Origin of the sequence: Pseudomonas sp. NPDC099000 (assembly GCF_044759925.1) — a bacterium.
GTDB lineage: Bacteria > Pseudomonadota > Gammaproteobacteria > Pseudomonadales > Pseudomonadaceae > Aquipseudomonas.
This window is the reverse complement of sequence record NZ_JBIWAF010000008.1, coordinates 1-15,245: the sequence shown is the minus strand read 5'-3', so window position 1 is coordinate 15,245 and position 15,245 is coordinate 1. Positions and strand designations below refer to the sequence as shown.

13 protein-coding genes and 1 pseudogene are annotated in these 15,245 nt (G+C 61.3%); 13 read left to right on the top strand and 1 reads right to left on the bottom strand.

The window, feature by feature from the left end; genetic code table 11:
* Window positions 1-13: 13 nt before the first annotated feature.
* The 10 genes from ACIQV9_RS12325 (at window position 14) to ACIQV9_RS12280 (ending at window position 12,199) form a co-directional block, all read left to right on the top strand.
* Window positions 14-1,039, top strand: a complete 1,026-nt coding sequence (locus ACIQV9_RS12325; RefSeq protein ID WP_403101491.1) for a polysaccharide biosynthesis/export family protein — start codon at window positions 14-16, stop codon at window positions 1,037-1,039.
* Window positions 1,040-1,056: 17 nt separating this feature from the next.
* Window positions 1,057-2,649 (top strand): GumC family protein, encoded by a 1,593-nt coding sequence (locus ACIQV9_RS12320; RefSeq protein WP_403101489.1) that lies wholly within the window; start codon window positions 1,057-1,059, stop codon window positions 2,647-2,649.
* Complete coding sequence (locus ACIQV9_RS12315) at window positions 2,646-3,734, top strand: glycosyltransferase family 4 protein (RefSeq protein WP_403101487.1); 1,089 nt, start codon at window positions 2,646-2,648, stop codon at window positions 3,732-3,734. Before ACIQV9_RS12320 ends, ACIQV9_RS12315 begins: the two co-directional genes overlap by 4 nt.
* Entirely contained in the window at window positions 3,731-5,098 is a 1,368-nt protein-coding gene (locus ACIQV9_RS12310) for an O-antigen ligase family protein (protein ID WP_403101485.1), read from the top strand. The genes ACIQV9_RS12315 and ACIQV9_RS12310 overlap by 4 nt, the downstream gene beginning before the upstream one ends.
* Window positions 5,095-6,063 carry a glycosyltransferase gene (locus ACIQV9_RS12305; protein WP_403101483.1) on the top strand — a complete coding sequence of 323 codons (969 nt, stop codon included), beginning with the start codon at window positions 5,095-5,097 and terminating at the stop codon, window positions 6,061-6,063. Before ACIQV9_RS12310 ends, ACIQV9_RS12305 begins: the two co-directional genes overlap by 4 nt.
* Complete coding sequence (locus ACIQV9_RS12300; RefSeq protein ID WP_403101481.1) at window positions 6,056-7,192, top strand: glycosyltransferase; 1,137 nt, start codon at window positions 6,056-6,058, stop codon at window positions 7,190-7,192. Before ACIQV9_RS12305 ends, ACIQV9_RS12300 begins: the two co-directional genes overlap by 8 nt.
* Window positions 7,193-7,204: 12 nt before the next feature.
* The gene (locus ACIQV9_RS12295; protein ID WP_403101479.1) at window positions 7,205-8,206 is read left to right on the top strand and encodes a polysaccharide deacetylase family protein; all 1,002 of its coding nucleotides are present in this window, start codon (window positions 7,205-7,207) and stop codon (window positions 8,204-8,206) included.
* The gene (locus ACIQV9_RS12290) at window positions 8,203-9,507 is read left to right on the top strand and encodes a lipopolysaccharide biosynthesis protein (protein WP_403101477.1); all 1,305 of its coding nucleotides are present in this window, start codon (window positions 8,203-8,205) and stop codon (window positions 9,505-9,507) included. The genes ACIQV9_RS12295 and ACIQV9_RS12290 overlap by 4 nt, the downstream gene beginning before the upstream one ends.
* Entirely contained in the window at window positions 9,504-11,423 is a 1,920-nt protein-coding gene (locus ACIQV9_RS12285) for a hypothetical protein (RefSeq protein ID WP_403101475.1), read from the top strand. The genes ACIQV9_RS12290 and ACIQV9_RS12285 overlap by 4 nt, the downstream gene beginning before the upstream one ends.
* Before the next feature lie 86 nt (window positions 11,424-11,509).
* A complete protein-coding gene (locus ACIQV9_RS12280; protein WP_403101473.1) occupies window positions 11,510-12,199 on the top strand; it encodes an N-acetyltransferase in 690 nt (229 codons plus the stop codon).
* Window positions 12,200-12,262: 63 nt separating this feature from the next.
* Here ACIQV9_RS12280 and ACIQV9_RS12275 read toward each other — a convergent pair.
* Window positions 12,263-12,328: pseudogene (locus ACIQV9_RS12275) on the bottom strand (hypothetical protein); the annotation flags it as partial.
* Here ACIQV9_RS12275 and ACIQV9_RS12270 point away from each other — a divergent pair.
* The 3 genes from ACIQV9_RS12270 (at window position 12,321) to ACIQV9_RS12260 (ending at window position 14,977) form a co-directional block, all read left to right on the top strand.
* Entirely contained in the window at window positions 12,321-13,406 is a 1,086-nt protein-coding gene (locus tag ACIQV9_RS12270; protein WP_403101983.1) for a GNAT family N-acetyltransferase, read from the top strand. The pseudogene ACIQV9_RS12275 and the gene ACIQV9_RS12270 overlap by 8 nt on opposite strands.
* Complete coding sequence (locus ACIQV9_RS12265; protein WP_403101471.1) at window positions 13,378-14,169, top strand: ChbG/HpnK family deacetylase; 792 nt, start codon at window positions 13,378-13,380, stop codon at window positions 14,167-14,169. Before ACIQV9_RS12270 ends, ACIQV9_RS12265 begins: the two co-directional genes overlap by 29 nt.
* A 115-nt stretch (window positions 14,170-14,284) precedes the next feature.
* On the top strand, window positions 14,285-14,977 hold the full coding sequence (locus ACIQV9_RS12260) for an N-acetyltransferase (protein WP_403101469.1): 693 nt from the start codon (window positions 14,285-14,287) through the stop codon (window positions 14,975-14,977).
* Window positions 14,978-15,245: the final 268 nt, after the last annotated feature.

The following is a 15,245-nucleotide window of genomic DNA, read 5'->3' as shown; positions in this document are numbered from 1 at the left end:
AAAGGATGACGACATGAACGCCAAAATGCTTGTCCTGCTGTTGCTGCCGCTTGCAGGTTGCTCCAGCACTTCCGAAACCCAGAACATGCCGGTGAATATCCTCACGGCCTCACCGGCCAACGCCCAGGCCACCGACATGCCCAAGATCGAACAGACCTTGCGGCCACAGGATGTGCTGGACGTGATCTTCCACATCAGCACCAGCGGCTCGGACGCCTACCGCATCCAGTCCGGTGACCAGATCGGCCTGAACTTCACCGCTGCCAGCCAGCTCAACGGCAATCAACTGGTGCTGCCCGATGGCACCATTGAACTGCCGGGCGCCAACACCTCGGTGAAAATCGCCGGGCTGACGTCCGAACAAGCGCGTGAGGAAATCCAGCGTGCCTACCAGCGTAAACAGCTGTTCCAGCCTAACCGCAACCAGCTGTCCGTGCAGGTCATCAGCCCGCTGAGCAACGAGTCGAACCTCAAAAGTGCCCTGAACCACCCCGCTACCGGCATGAGCCGGGAGATCACCGTGGGCACCGACGGCTACGCCAGCTTCCCGGAAATCGGCGCCGTGCCGCTGCAAGGCATGACCGTCAACCAATTGGAAACCTTCCTCAACCAACGCTACGCGAAGCTGCCGGGGCGGATGACCGTCGACGTGCTGCTGAAGTCCACGGCGGGTAACGAAATCTATGTGCTGGGCGAAGTGGGCCAACCGGGTTCCTACCCTATTCGCCGGCCGGTCTCAGTGCTTGAAGCGCTGACCCTGGCCCGAGGCTCCAACGTCAAGGCGCGGCTCGATTCGGTGATGATCATGCGCCGCAATGGCAACCAGGTGCAGGCCGTGCGCTACGACGTCGAAAAGGCTTTGGCCGGCGATGCGTCGCAGATTGCGTACCTGCAACCGGACGACATGCTCTATGTGCCGAAGACCAAACTGGCCAGCGCCGGTGAACTCGCAAGGCAACTGGCAGACGTGGTGTTGTTCCAAGGCGTGGGCTTCAGCTTCGGCTACCGCGTCGACAACAAAGACAGTGACAGCAACTAACTCTCAGGTGACCGACCATGAATCCAAAGGAAAACTACCTGCACGAGTTCTTCAGGATCTTCTTCGCCAACAAGCAGTTGGTGAAACGAGTCTTCCTGCTCTTTGCAGTGATCGCCCTGGTCTTGCCGCTGATGCTCAAACAGAGCTTCGATATCACCGCCCAGGTGATCGTGCAATCCAAAAAACTCTCACAGGGAGACGCCACCACATCCCTCAACCAGGAGAACGCCTCGTTCATTCCACCGTCCCTGGCGGACATGGAAACCGAGAGCAATATCCTGCGCTCGCCAGCCTTGATCCGGCAGACCATCAGCGAGTTGCGCGCCAAGGGTGAGTACACGCCCACCCCTGGCGTCTTCAACAAACTGGTGACCCAGCCGTTCAAACAATACGTAACCACGCCGCTGCGGGAATACGTGATCAACCCGATGAAAGACGCCCTCGGCCTGGAAACCGATCCGGTGCGTGACACGGCGCTGGATGCACTGACTCAAGAGGCGATGGACAGTCTGAAAATCGAGACGCTGCCAGGCTCCAACGTGATCTCCATCATCTACAGCTTTGACAATCCGGCCCAAGGCACCAACTTTGTCGCCGCCTTGCTGCAGAACTACCTGACCAGCCGTCAGGAATTGCAATCCATCGACTTGCCACAATCGTTCTACGAAACCAAAAAGAAGCAGTACCAAGTGCGGCTCGATGGCCTGGAAGGCACTCGGCTTGCCTTGCTTGAAGGCGTCGGCTCGTCCGATCCAAAGGAAGAAATCACCTTCCGCCTCAACGCCATCAACACCGAGGAACAAGCGCTCAACCTGTACCGCGACCGCCTGCTGCAAAGCCAACGCTGGCTCGACTATCTGAAAACCAGCCTGGCCGCTGCCAGCAACTCCAAACTCAACGACTACACCTTCCCCTACACCTTCACCACCACCGTGGACAACGTGGCGTTTGAAGATCGCGAGATCAAACAAATGGGTAAGGCCCTGACCACTCAGGTCAGCCGCTACATGAACGACCTGGCGATCTTTCAGCCAAGCAGCGAACCGATGTTGCTGACCCGCGAGCAAATCGCCCGCACCCGTCAGCAGTTTCTAAAAGTGGTCAGCAACCGGATTCAGGAGCGCACCAACGACCTGGCGATCGTCAGCTCGGTGATTAACCAGAAAACCGCGCGCATTGCCGAGTACAAGGAACGCATCCACCAGTTGCAGCAAACCCAGAGCAAGCTGCGGCAGATGGACACCGAGATCAACGGCTTGCACGCGGCGTTCTCTACTTACGCCCAGCGCTTCGCCGAAAGCAGCACCTCTCGCTCGCTGGACAACGACCTGTCCAACGCACGGGTGCTCAGCCCGCCGTATGAGCCGACCGAAGCTGCGTTCCCGAAACCGATGCTGATTATTCCGTTCGGGTTGTTCACCGGTCTGTTGCTGGCGATTGCCCTGGTCTACGTGCGTGAGTTCTTCGATCACCGTTTCAAACACCCAGCGCAAATCACCCACGAACTGGGCTTGCCGGTGCTGTTGGTGATCAACGATCAAAACGTGGAACCGACCAATCCGCACAGCAACTGGTCCGTGCCTGGCCTCGTGCATTGGGTGCGCAATTGAACGCGCCGCTCAACCCTTCCCTGCCGATCATTCATTTGCTCAGCAGCGGCGGCTTCTACGGGGCTGAGCGGATGCTGCTGGACCATTGCCTGGCGACGCCGGGGCAGCACCAGGTGCTGTTTCTCGATGCGCCACCAGACTTGATCGCGCGGTTTCGCCAGGCGGGGGTCGACTGCCGGGGTTGCGCGGGGCTGGGGGACTTACTGGCGCATTTGCGCCAACGCCGGGCGGAACGGCCGTTGATCAATACGCACAACTTCAAGGGCCTGTTGTTTGGTTGGGTAGGCGCAACGTTGTTGCGCCTGCCGCTGGTGATTACCCAGCACGGTTTCACACCACGCAGTCGCAAGCAGAAGTTCTACACCTGGCTGAGCCTGCAACTGTGCCGCACCGCGTCAGTGAATCGCGTGGTCTGCGTCGCAGAAAGCATCGCCGTGCTGTGCCGCCAGGCCAGCGTCGGGGCGGAAAAGCTGCAGGTGATTCCCAATGGTTTACCGGCGGCACCCGGACTGCTGCCGCACAACGTGGAACGCCAGCGTTGGCTGGCGGGTTACGTCGGGCGGTTGAGCAGTGAAAAAGGCCCGGACTTTTTTCTCGATGCGCTGATTCCACTCTGCCGGCAACACCCGCAGCTGGACGCCGTGATGCTCGGCGACGGCCCGGAACGGGAGACGCTGCTGGCGCGCATCAACGAAGCGGGTTTACAGGACCGCATCACCCTGCCCGGTTACCAGACCGACATGAGTGTGTGGTGGCGACAACTCGATGCGCTGGTGATCAGCTCGCGCACCGAAGGCACGCCGATGATTCTGCTCGAAGCGATGCAAGCCGGCGTGCCGGTGGTGGCGTTTGGCGTCGGCGGGATTCCCGATGTGCTGCAAGACCGGCACAACGGCCTGCTGGCGACACCCGCTGACAGCGCCGCCCTCGCCCGCCAGATCGGTTCGTTGCTGACTGAACCGGTCATGGCTCGCGAACTGATCGACAACGCAAAACGTACGCAATTGGACCGTTACGACCTCAAGGCCCTGGCCGAACGCTGGTCGCAACTTTATCTCCGTACTGCACGGGAGGCACGCACGTGATCTTTCCGCTCTCGATCGTCAGTTTGTTTGGCCTGGTCTGCCTCGGTTTGCTGGCCAGCCCTTATCCGTTTCTGGCGCCGGGGGCGGTGCTGGGCCTGGTCGGTGTCGCGCTGCTTTACCGAAAACCCACCTGGGGTTTGCTCGGGATCGCGGCGCTGGTGCCGTTCGAAGGTTTCTTCAAGGACAGTCCGCTAACGGGCACCAAGCTCCTTGGCGCGGCATTGGCCGTGATCCTGATGCTGCAACTGGCCATCCACCAGATTCCCTCCGAACGCCTGCGCAGCAATATCTGGCGCTACCTGATCTGGTTCATGGTCTTGTACCTGCTGAGCGTGATCAACACCGATAACATGGGCATGTCGATGGGGCATCTGCGGGAGCTGAGCGTCGGCCTGGTGCTGTTTGTGATCACCTTGCTGATTGCCCGCGAACTGGACATGGACCTGTTCGCCAAAATGGTCACCCTCAGTGTCACGGCGACCTGCGTGCTGGCGATGTTCTCCATCAAATACCAGGACCAGGGTCGCGCTGCCGGCCTGCTGGAAGACCCGAACTCCTTTGCCATGCTGATTGCCTTCGCCGTGCCTCTCGGCTTGCTGCAGGTGGTGCGCAGCCCGCACTTTTTGCATCGGTTGTTCTGGGTCGGTTGCTGCATTTTGCTGCTGGGCGGCATGACCAAGACCGAATCCCGTTCGGGGCTGGTGGTGCTGTTCCTCAGCCTGATGATCGGCGTCTGGCACTACCGCGCCGAGCTCAAACGCATCCGTCCACGGCATCTGGGTTTCGCGATGCTGGGCCTGGTGATCGTGATTCCGCTGGCCATTTATGCGATGCCGAAGGGTTACATCGAGCGCATTCAGTCCTTGAGCATTTTGAGCGCCGGCGCCAAGAGCCAGGACCAATCCCTCGGCCGTCGAGCCTCGTACATTGTGGTCGGCAGCGAGATGATCCGCGAGAACCCGTTGCTGGGCACCGGTCCCGGGACGTTTCCGCTGCACTACGCCACCACCGGTTATGCCAAGGCGTTTTCGGCCAACCGCAAAATCGGCGACCTCTACCGTCGCGCCCACAACACCTACCTGGAAATCTTCAGTGAGCTGGGGATTCCCGCCGGCCTGTTGTTCGTCGGCATGCTCGGCCTGGGCTTGTACAACCTGGTCCGCGCCCGTCGTGTGTGGATGCAGCGACGCAACCGCGAGCAGGCGGATTTGCTGACGCACCTGAGCATGAGCTTTCTGTCGCTGACGCTGTTTTTGATGTTCCTCAGCGCACCCAACCAGAAGTACGTGTGGATCATGCTCGCCCTGACCAGCGTGCTGCGTTTGAAAGCCGAAGAAAGCCCACTCGCGGAGGCCAAGGCATGAGTCGCATCAGTATCGTTATCCCGATGTACAACGAAGCCCGCCACATCGCCCGGACCCTGTTGGCCGCGCAACGCGCGGCCATCGCCGCCGGGCTGGAATGCGAGCTGATCGTGGCCGACAACGGCTCCGAGGATCAGGGTCCGCACATTGCCCGGCAAATGGGCGCGCAAGTGCTGCTGCTGCCGGGCGTGCTGATCGGCGCCTTGCGCAATCGCGGTGCTGCCATCGCCACCGGCGAATGGCTGGCCTTCATCGATGCCGATGTCGAGTTGCCCGAGGACTGGCTGACGCTGTTGTTGAAAATCGAACCCGCGGTTCAGGTCGACGTGCTTGGGCTGGACCTGCACACCCCGGCCGAAGCCCCGTGGTATGCCAATGCCTGGCAACGCCGCACGTTGCGCCCGAACGACGAGACGGTGCAAACAGTGCGCTGGCTACCCAGTTCCAACCTGTTGATGCGCCGCCCCTGGTTCGACAAGGTCGGTGGCTTCAACGAAACCCTGCGCACCGGCGAGGACAAGGATTTCACCATGCGCCTTTCCCACGCAGGGGCCCGCCTGCTCTCGGTCAACCAGACCGTCGCCTTGCATTGGGGTTACGAGGGCAGCTGGCACGAATGGATGGGCAAGGAGTTCTGGCGTCAGGGCAGCCATCTGCAGTTACTGCGCAGCCACGGGATGAGCATTCGTCTGCTGCGTTTCCCGATGCTATCGCTCGCCGCCTGGGTTCTGGATTTCATCGCAATCTCCGCCCTGCTCGACGGGTTCCCCAACGTGGCGTTGTTCATGTTGTTCGTCACCAGTTTGCCGGCGCTTTTCCTCAGCCTGCGCCAGACCCTCAAGCACCGCGATCTGCTGTTGACCCTGCAACTCTGGGGCCTGCACTGGTTGCGTCTGCACCTGGCCGGTGCCGCGTTCATCCTCAGTCTGTGTCATTGGAAAGCCAGGAGGCCTGCCCGTGGCTGAATTCATTTTCTGGTTGTGCCTGTTGTTGCCGGTCTACGCCTATCTGGGGTATCCGCTGCTGCTGACATTGCTGGCGCCGTTGTTTGCCGCGCGGCGTCACGCAATTGCTGAACCGATGAACATCAGCATCGTGATTGCCGCGCACAACGAGGCGCGGCACATCGAACACAAGTTGCGCACGTTGCTTGCTCAGGATTATGAGCCGGCCTCGTTGCAGATCATTCTGGCCAGCGACGGTTCGACCGATGACACCGTGGCCTGTGCGCACAAGGTCATCGACCCGCGCATCACCATCCTCGACCTGCCTCGCCAGGGCAAGGCCGCGACCCTGAATGCCGGCGTGGCGTTGAGCACCGGGGACATTCTGGTGTTCACCGATGCCGACAACCAATGGTCCCGCGGCACCCTCGGTCACCTGCTGGCGCCGCTGTGCGATCCGCAAGTCGGTGCCTGCGCCGGGCACATGGTGATCCCGGTCACCGGCGGTGGCTTGAGTATCGGCGACAGCCTCTATCGGCATTACGAAGGCTGGCTGCGCAGGGTGGAAAACCGCACCGGCTGCATGGTCTCCGCCGACGGCGCCCTGCTCGCCCTGCGCCGTGAGTTGTTCCAGGAGGTGCCGGCCGAGGTCAACGATGACTTCTTCATCAGCACCTGCGCGCCGGTGGCGTTCAAGCGCATTGTCTATGTGCCCGAGGCGCAGGTGATCGACCACGGCGTCGATGAGGCCGACAAACAATTCCGCCGTCGCCAGCGGGTCACCGTCGGGGGCTTGCAAAGCCTGGCCCAGCGCAGCGAACTGCTCAATCCGCTGAAACATGGCCTGTATTCGATTGCGTTGATCAGCCACAAGCTGATCCGCCGACTGGCGCCGATCCTGCTGCTGCCGCTGTTGCTGAGCAATTTCTGGCTGTGGGAAGAACACGGTTTCTATCGCCTGAGCCTGGTCGCGCAACTGCTCGGTTACGCGGTAGCCATCGCTGGCCTGCTGGATTCGCAACACCGGTTGCCCAAACCTTTTCGCCTCGCCGCGTTCCTTCTGGTGACCCTGGCCGGGATGAGTATCGGTCTGTGGCAGTTCCTGCGGGGGCAGCGGTACGCCCAGTGGAACCCTGAGCAAAACCGTTGAAAGGACTGAGCCATGGCGATCAGACAATTATTAAAACGTACCAGTGGCTGGCTTTATCTCAATTCGCCGGTGGGCCGCAATCAACTGCAAGGCGCCGGTGTGATTCTGATGTTGCATCGGGTGCTGGCCAGCGACCACGCCGCCGACCTGCCCCATCGCAATGAGCTGTGCGTCGGGCCGAAGGCGTTCGAACACTTGCTGGTGTGGCTGAAAAAGCACTTCGATTGCGTGTCGTTGATGGACATCTTGCAACCCGGCACGGTGCGATCGGATCGCCCGAAAATCACCCTGACCTTCGACGACGGCTGGCGCGACAACGCCTTGAACGCCTTCGCGCTGCTGCAAAAATACCAGGTGCCGGCGAGCATCTTTCTCTCCACCGATTTCATCGGCAGCCGCCAGCGGTTCTGGTGGGAAAGCATCGGCGAAACCCTCTGGGGCAGCCACGGTGAACGGGCGCGGATGCAATTGATCGACTGCCTGCGACAGGTCGGTCGGCCATTGCCGGCGCCCTTCGATGAGCTGGATGTGGAGCGTCGCAGCCTGGCCTTGCTGCATTATCTGCACAGCCTGAAAACCCTCAGCCCTGCTGACTTGAATCGCCTGACCGATGAGTGCCCGGACGAGTCATTGCCCCAGGCGCTGGACTGGCATCAAGTGCGCATGCTGGAAGCCTCGGGCCTGGTGCGGTTCGGCCCGCACGGCGCCAGCCATTCGATACTCACCGGTCTCGACGATCAGCGTTTGCATGAAGAACTCAGCCGCAGCCGCGATGCCTTGCACAATGGCTGCAACCGGCCGCTGCCGGTCTACTGCTACCCCAACGGCGACAACGATGCGCGGGTGCGTGAACACGTTGCCGATCATGATTACCCGTTCGCCCTGGGCACTGGCACCGGGATTTATCGGGGCACCGACGACCCTTTGAACCTGCCTCGCTTCGGCGTCAGCCAACGGGTGGCGCGTAATCCGCAACTGCTTTCCTGGCGCTTGTACCGCGGAGCACGCGCATGAGCCGCAGCCAATACCTCAAGCACCTGGCCCTGAGCATGGGCACCAAACTGGCGATGATCGGTTTGCGACTGATGCGCAACGTGTTGCTCGCACGGATCCTCGGGCCGAGCGAACGGGGTTTGTTTGCATTGCTCAGCACCCTGCCCGACCTGATCAGCGCCGCCACCAGCGGCGGGCTGAATTCGGCGGTGGGTTTTCAGGCGGCCAAGCAGCGGCCCATGGGATTACTGCTGAGTCAGGTGCTGGTGTTCGGCTGCCTGCTGGCGGGTCTTTTGACCTTGCTGGTGGTCGCCCTGGTGCGTGAGTTCGGCAGCGAACTCGACATCACCACGCAACTGGGCCTGCTCGCCTGGCTGTTGTTGCTAGCGGTGCCGTTGACCGTACTTAAAAGTGGTCTGCTGACCTTGCACAACGCATCCGGCGGCGTGGTGGCATTCAACGCGTTGCGCCTGGTGGAATCCCTGGCACCGCTGCTGCTGTTTCTCGCCTTGTTCTGGATGTGGAAAGACTCCGCACTGGAAGCGGCGCTGATCAGTTGGCTGGCAGGCATCAGCCTGGTGGTGCTGGCGGGCTGGTTCTGGCTCAAACGCGCTCAGCCCCTGAAATTGCAATGGGACCGCGCCAGTCAGAATGAGCTGCTGCGCTACAGCGCCCGCAGCCATCCCGACATGCTGTTCCAGCAAGTGATCCTGCGTTCCGATTATCTGTTCATCGGCGCCCTGCTCGGCAGCACCGCGCTCGGTCATTACGCCATGGCCAGCGCCGCCGCCGAGTTACTGCTGATCGTCCCGGAAGCCGTGACCACACCGTTGATGAAACGCCTGCTGCAACAGGAAGAAGGCATCGACAAAGTGACGCCGCTGGCCCTGCGCCTGACCGCCACGGTGATGCTCGGCGCCTGCGTGACCATGGCCGTGATCGGTGAGTGGCTGATCGTGACGTTGTTCGGCGTGGCCTATCAGCCCGCCTACCCCGCCTTGTTGGCGCTGCTGCCGGGCCTGTTGGGTCTGTGCTACGCGAGCATCCTGCGCCTGGACTTGCTGGGCAAAAATCGTCCCGGCTCGATTTCGTTGTTGATGGGCCTGGGCGCCCTGCTGAACCTGGCGCTGAACCTGGTGTTGATCCCTGCTTACGGGATCGTCGGCGCGGCGGCGGCATCGTCCATCGCCTACGTCGCGGTGACCCTTGCGCTGCTGGTGATGTACTGCCGGTTGACCGGCGTGCCGGTCTGGCAAACCCTGATCATCCTGCCCAGCGATGTAGCGCCGATGCTGCACATGCTGCAACGGAAGTCGGCATGAAACGCCTAGTCTTGCTGTTGAGTCTGGGCCTCTCGCTGAGCGCCCAGGCGGCGCCCATGCGTTGGGCCGACATTCGCGACGGCAGCCTGTACCTGCAACCGGACCGCCCCGACACCCTGACCATTCGCTGGGCACCCGCGTGGCAGGCGGATGCCAACGAAGAACGCCTGTACCTGATCGACGGCCAGGGCAAACTCCAGGGCGAGCGCCTGATCGCCGCCAGTGAATCGCGCGGCAGCCAGAGCTGGCCGTTGGCCCCGAGTGCCTCCAGCTATCAACTGGAAATTCCGGGCTACAGCTTCCGTCGCTACCGGGTTGAACACGACGAACGCACGGTGGCGCTGTTCGCCCCGGCCAAGGTGCATTTCAGCGCCGAAACCCACAGTGGCGATGAGTTGTACTTCAAGGTGGCGCCGGGTGAACACGCGGTGCTGGCCGGCAAGTTCCACGGCGGTGTCAGCGCCCTGCAAGCGCAGCGGGTGGGCGACGGCAAACAAGTGGCGCTGGCGTTGAAACCGTATCGGGGCTATTGGCAGTTCGACAAGGTCGAGTTGCCGGTCGCCACTGAACCACAGGTCTGGCGCCTGCGGCTGCAAGGCAGCGGCAAAGTGGCGTTCTGGCTCGATGGCACCGCCAACCTCTTCGCCCAGAACCCGCAGCAGCTCAAGCCCCTGCGCGAGGACGATGGCCAGGTCCGGTTGACGCTGCACAATCAAGTACTCGGCCCGACCCCGAACCTGGGCATTGCCCTGCCCTACGTCAAAGTGCCGGAATCGAGTTATGCAATGCTCGATGCTCTCAAGCCACAGGCAGGCACTTATTACAGCTTCGTCGACATCACGGCGAAGAACCCGCAGTACGAAGACGCTTTCCGCCGGCTGTATCAGGACCGCTTCGGCATCACCCAGGACATCACCTTGTTGGCCGGGAGCCAGCGCCAGGCTGACTTGCGCGCCGACACCCAGAGCAACGCCGGGCTCGACGCCTGGCTCGCAGCGACCCGGGCCCTGGGCGGCAAAGGCACGCACTACATCGGTTTCGCCGACGAGCCGAACCTCAACTACCCGGACTACACCAACTACCAAAGCATCTTCAACAGCATGGCCCGGCAAGTGCGCAGCAACCCCGCCAATGCCAAGGCCGGCGTGCGCATCGCCATGCCCGCCAGTTCGCGGCTGGTCAACGGCCCGTTTGCCGACAACGCTGCCGACAAGCGCGGCATCGATTGGGCCAAACGCTTGCTGGCCGAATCCGGCGACAACATCGATGCCCTGGCCTGGCACGAATGGATGATTCGCGACCTGCTGGCGACACGGGTCTACCGTGACAGCGTGCGCCGCGCCGCCGAGCTGGTCGGCCTCGACGCCCAGGGCCGGCCGCGCAAAGCCTTGCTGCTGGACCAGACCAACATGTCCAGCGGTTCCAGCCTCAGTCCTTACGATCAGGAAACCCACTTCGCGTCGTTGTGGTGGGCGTCGGTCGTCATCAATTCGTCTCAGGACGGCTTGCTGGAGATGCTGAGCTGGTTCCAGGCCGCCGACGAACCCAACTACCCCAAAGGCATGTTACGCGTACTCGGCGACGATCGCTTCGAGCTCAAACCCGTGGGCCTGGCCCAGCAGTTCATCCGCCAGAATTGGCTGCACGATGTCATGCGTCTGGAGAATGAGGCCTTCGAGGTCGACGTGCTGGCCATGGCCGAGGACCTCAAACGCAGCCTGCTGGGCGTCAACAAAGGCACGCGCTTGCAGCGTGTGACCCTGACCGGGGCCCAGTGTCCGCTGGCCAACGGTTCATTACGCTATTTCGGTGCCGACAACCGCGCCCGCGACGCCCCCTTCAATTGCCAGGACGGTCGCGTCAGCTTCGAGCTGCCAGGACAGACCCTGTTCAATCTAAGCTGGAGCGCCTCATGAATTGCCAACTATTGCATTGCGACCCCGGCCATTGGCCGCACCTCGCATCACTCCACTCACGGTCCAGACCGTCAGGAGTCAATAACATGAGCGTTTTGCAGAAACTCAGCCGACACATCAGACAAAAAGGCCTGCGCGCCACCCTCATAAAAATCTGGAAGCACTACGTGTTTTCCCATCGGGAACTGTTGTGGATGGAGCGTGACCTGGTCAGTCCGGTACCGCCGTACAAACTCAAGCCCTACCCGCCGCTGCAGGTGGTCAGCATCACCCCGGAGAACGCCGTGGCCTTCACCCGTTACTTCGGTGACCGCGTGGACACCATGGCCGAACTGGCCCGCGAAGGTTACACCGGGCAGATGCACCTGGACGACAAAGGCGACGCGGTGGCGTTCATCTGGGGCGCGGTACGCAACTATTACGACAAGCACTATTTCGGCTGCTGGTTCCCGGTGAAAGAAGGCGAGTTCTTCGAATTCGGCGGCGAGCTGACCCGTGCGTACTGGGGCACTGCGCTGTCGATGGACCTGCAGACGGATTTATGGAAAGCCATGCTGGCCCAGGGTTGCCACACGGTGGTGGATGTCTGTGAGTTCAGTAATATCCCGGCCCTCAAACTGCACATACGCACCGGCTACAAGGAACAAGGGCGGATCATGAACGTCTACGATCTGTTTGGTCGCTGGCGCTTCTACCGCGAAACCCATTACAGCGGCTCACGTCTGGATGCCTTGCGCAAACCGGCACGTGAACCCGCCACAGCAGCGGTGACCTGACCCTATGGCAGCACGATTCGAATGGCGCACTTCGCTGTGCGCCGCTGACTTCCCGGCAACGGCTTATGAAGCGTTGCGCCTGCGAGTGTCGGACCACACACCGTTCAACACCCTGGCCTGGATGCGCGCGTCCGAACAAGCCCTGACAACCGGGCAACGCTTGCACGTGTTGCTCGGCTGGCAAGGTCATGAGCTGGTTTTGTGTTTGCCGTTGGTGGCCTGCGTCGAACGTTTCGCCAGGCTGCCGTTTCGCGTGCTGCATCACCTTGGCTACCCCCTCACCGACCGCCTCGCGCTCCTCGCAAAAATGGACTCGGAGAATATCCGCAAGACACTGATCGAGATCCGTCGACAGGTTCCCCATGCCCTGCTGCAACTCAACGAGTTGTCGGAACCGGTCGGCGAAGAAAGCGCGCTGACCGAGTGGATGACCCACAGTTCGACCGGTGAACGACGCCTCAGCTGTCGGGTGCCGGTGCACGTGATCAGCGACGCGGACCACCAGGAAGTCTCGGGTGACCCACGCTATAAACTGCGCCGTGCACGCAAACGCATCGCGGCATGTGGCGCTGTCGTTCGGCGGATCACGCCCGACGGGGCGACCATGGGCCCGTTGTTGCAGGCCATCAGTGAAGTCGAAGCGGTCAGTTGGAAAGGCGATGAAGGCGTCGGGATTTTTTCCGATGAACGCCACCGACAATGGATGGACCGAGCCTTTACCGCCCTCGCCGAACAGGGGCTGGTGCGGGTCGTGGTGCTGGAACTGGACGGGCGCTGCATCAGCTACCGCCTCGGATTGCTGGAGCAGGGCCGGCTGTACGATTACAACCTGGCGTTCCTGCCGCAATACGCCGATCTGGGCAGCGGTCGGGTGCTGCTCGAAGAGTGGATTCGCTGGGGACTGGATGAGCACTGGCGCTGGATCGACGCCTCGCGGGTGAGCCTGGAAAACTCCAGCCATCAACTGCACGAGCGCATGACCGGGCAACTGGAACACTGGCGCTGGAGTTTCTATTCCTGGCGCCCCAGCGGCCTGGCGTTGGGCCTGGCCCTGAGACTTTGGCAGCGGCTCAAACCCTTGTTGCAGAAACAGCGAGCCAAACGTGCAGCCGCGGCCGTTACCGCCGCACCGGTGCTCAAAGCAGCGAAGCCAACCGACACAAACAGGGAGAGCGACCATGCCTCGCCAAGTCATAGTCAACGCTGACGATTTCGGTATCAGCCCGTGCGAAAACGCGGTGATCCTCGGTGCCTTCCAGGCCGGGGTGATCAGCTCCGCCACGGCCATGGCCAATATGCCGGCCTTCGAAGCGGCGTGCGTCATGGCCCAGCATCCGTTGCTCAAGGACCGGATCGGCCTGCATTTCAACCTCACGTACGGGCGTCCGTTGAGTCAGTCGATACTGGGTCGAACGAACTTCTGTGACAGCAACGGGGTATTCGATCTCAACCTGTCCCGTCATCGCCTCTGGCTCAGCCGCAGGGACCGCGACGCGGTGCTTGAGGAGCTCAAAGCGCAATGGCAACGCTGCGTGGACAACGGGGTACGGCCCAGCCACATCGATTCCCATCAACACGTTCACAACATCTGGCCCATCGGCGAAATCGTCGCCCGCTTCGCCGCCAGCCAAGGGGTGGCCGTGCGCCTGGCGCGCAATCTGGGGCAAAACCTGAGCTTGCCCAAGCGCGTGTTCAAGACGTTGCTCAACAGCCGTTTACAGAGTCTGGCCGGTGTGACCGCGGATTATGTGTGCACGCCAGTGGACCTGCGCAATGACGCCATGCCGACTGACGGTGTGCTGGAAATCGTGGCTCATCCGACTCAGCTTGGCGCTGATTTCGGCGATGCCTATTTGCATTCGGAAGAGTCGCTAACCCTTGTTCTAGAGCGGCGCCTTCAAGGTGTGCCGCGGGTTTCCTATGGCGCTGCAAACAGCCATTTGATGACAGGTGCTGCAGCGCTCGAATGAGTTACATAAGTTGCAACATATTCAAAGCTGGCGCTTTGATATGAACTATCAAGCTTGATCTATACACAACAAAAGCGTTTCCACCCACACCCTGGCTTAGGCTAAGGAGAGCGTCATGAGCATCATCGAAAAGCTTCGCGAACGCATAAAACAAAAGGGCTTGAGCCGCACGTTCAGCACGCTGTGGAAACGCTACGTGTTCTTCCACTGGGAGCTTTTATGGATGGAGCGCGACCTGGTCAGCCCGGTACAGCCGCACAAACTGCGTCCCTATTCGGGCCTGCGCAGGGTGAACATCACCAAGGAAAACGCCACAGCTTTTGGCAAGCATTTTGGTGACCGCGTCGACACCATGGCCGAGCTCGCCACCGAGGGCCACACCGGGCACATGTACCTGGACGAAGAAGGCCACGCTATTGCGTTCATCTGGGGCAGCATCCGCGACTACCACGACCGTCACTATTACGGCTGCTGGTTCCCGGTCAAACCCGGTGAATTCTTCGAGTTCGGCGGCGAAATGACCCGCCCCTACTTCGGCACCAGCCTGTCGGTGGATGCTCAGGTAGACCTCTGGGCAGCAATGGCGGCCCAAGGCTGCAACAAGGTGGTGGACGTCTGCGAAACCCACAACATCCCTGCCCTGAAGCTGCACATCCGCATGGGCTATCACGAGCAGGGTCGCGTCACCCACGTCTACGGCCTGTTCGGCCGCTGGCGCTTCTACCGCGAAACCCGCTACACCGGCTCACGGCTTGATCCGCTGCGCAAACCGGGACGGCCGGTGGTGACGGGGGCGGCCAGCGCCTGATATCCGATTGACAGACCGAGTTGCGGCCATCGCGAGCAGGCTCGCTCCTACAGTGGATCTCCAGCGCACGCAGATTTTGTGTTCGACAGGAATCAAATGTAGGAGTGAGCCTCCTCGCGATGGCGGCGGCACATTCAGTATTGATGTGGCTGACAGATAGCTATCGCGAGCAGGCTGAACTGGTCCAGTAATTTTGGACATTTTTTTCGGTTCTCACGCCGCCAGCTTTTCCGCTGCTACAGGTGAGTGGTAACCGTTGTAACTGTGG

Excerpts from the sequence above, each read along its gene's own strand:
- ACIQV9_RS12325 (WP_403101491.1), top strand. The coding sequence starts at position 14 with ATGAACGCCAAAATGCTTGTCCTGCTGTTGCTGCCGCTTGCAGGTTGC.
- ACIQV9_RS12320 (WP_403101489.1), top strand. The coding sequence starts at position 1,057 with ATGAATCCAAAGGAAAACTACCTGCACGAGTTCTTCAGGATCTTCTTC.
- ACIQV9_RS12305 (WP_403101483.1), top strand. The coding sequence starts at position 5,095 with ATGAGTCGCATCAGTATCGTTATCCCGATGTACAACGAAGCCCGCCAC.
- ACIQV9_RS12295 (WP_403101479.1), top strand. The coding sequence starts at position 7,205 with ATGGCGATCAGACAATTATTAAAACGTACCAGTGGCTGGCTTTATCTC.
- ACIQV9_RS12290 (WP_403101477.1), top strand. The coding sequence starts at position 8,203 with ATGAGCCGCAGCCAATACCTCAAGCACCTGGCCCTGAGCATGGGCACC.
- ACIQV9_RS12285 (WP_403101475.1), top strand. The coding sequence starts at position 9,504 with ATGAAACGCCTAGTCTTGCTGTTGAGTCTGGGCCTCTCGCTGAGCGCC.
- ACIQV9_RS12280 (WP_403101473.1), top strand. The coding sequence starts at position 11,510 with ATGAGCGTTTTGCAGAAACTCAGCCGACACATCAGACAAAAAGGCCTG.
- ACIQV9_RS12270 (WP_403101983.1), top strand. The coding sequence starts at position 12,321 with ATGCGCGCGTCCGAACAAGCCCTGACAACCGGGCAACGCTTGCACGTG.
- ACIQV9_RS12265 (WP_403101471.1), top strand. The coding sequence starts at position 13,378 with ATGCCTCGCCAAGTCATAGTCAACGCTGACGATTTCGGTATCAGCCCG.
- ACIQV9_RS12260 (WP_403101469.1), top strand. The coding sequence starts at position 14,285 with ATGAGCATCATCGAAAAGCTTCGCGAACGCATAAAACAAAAGGGCTTG.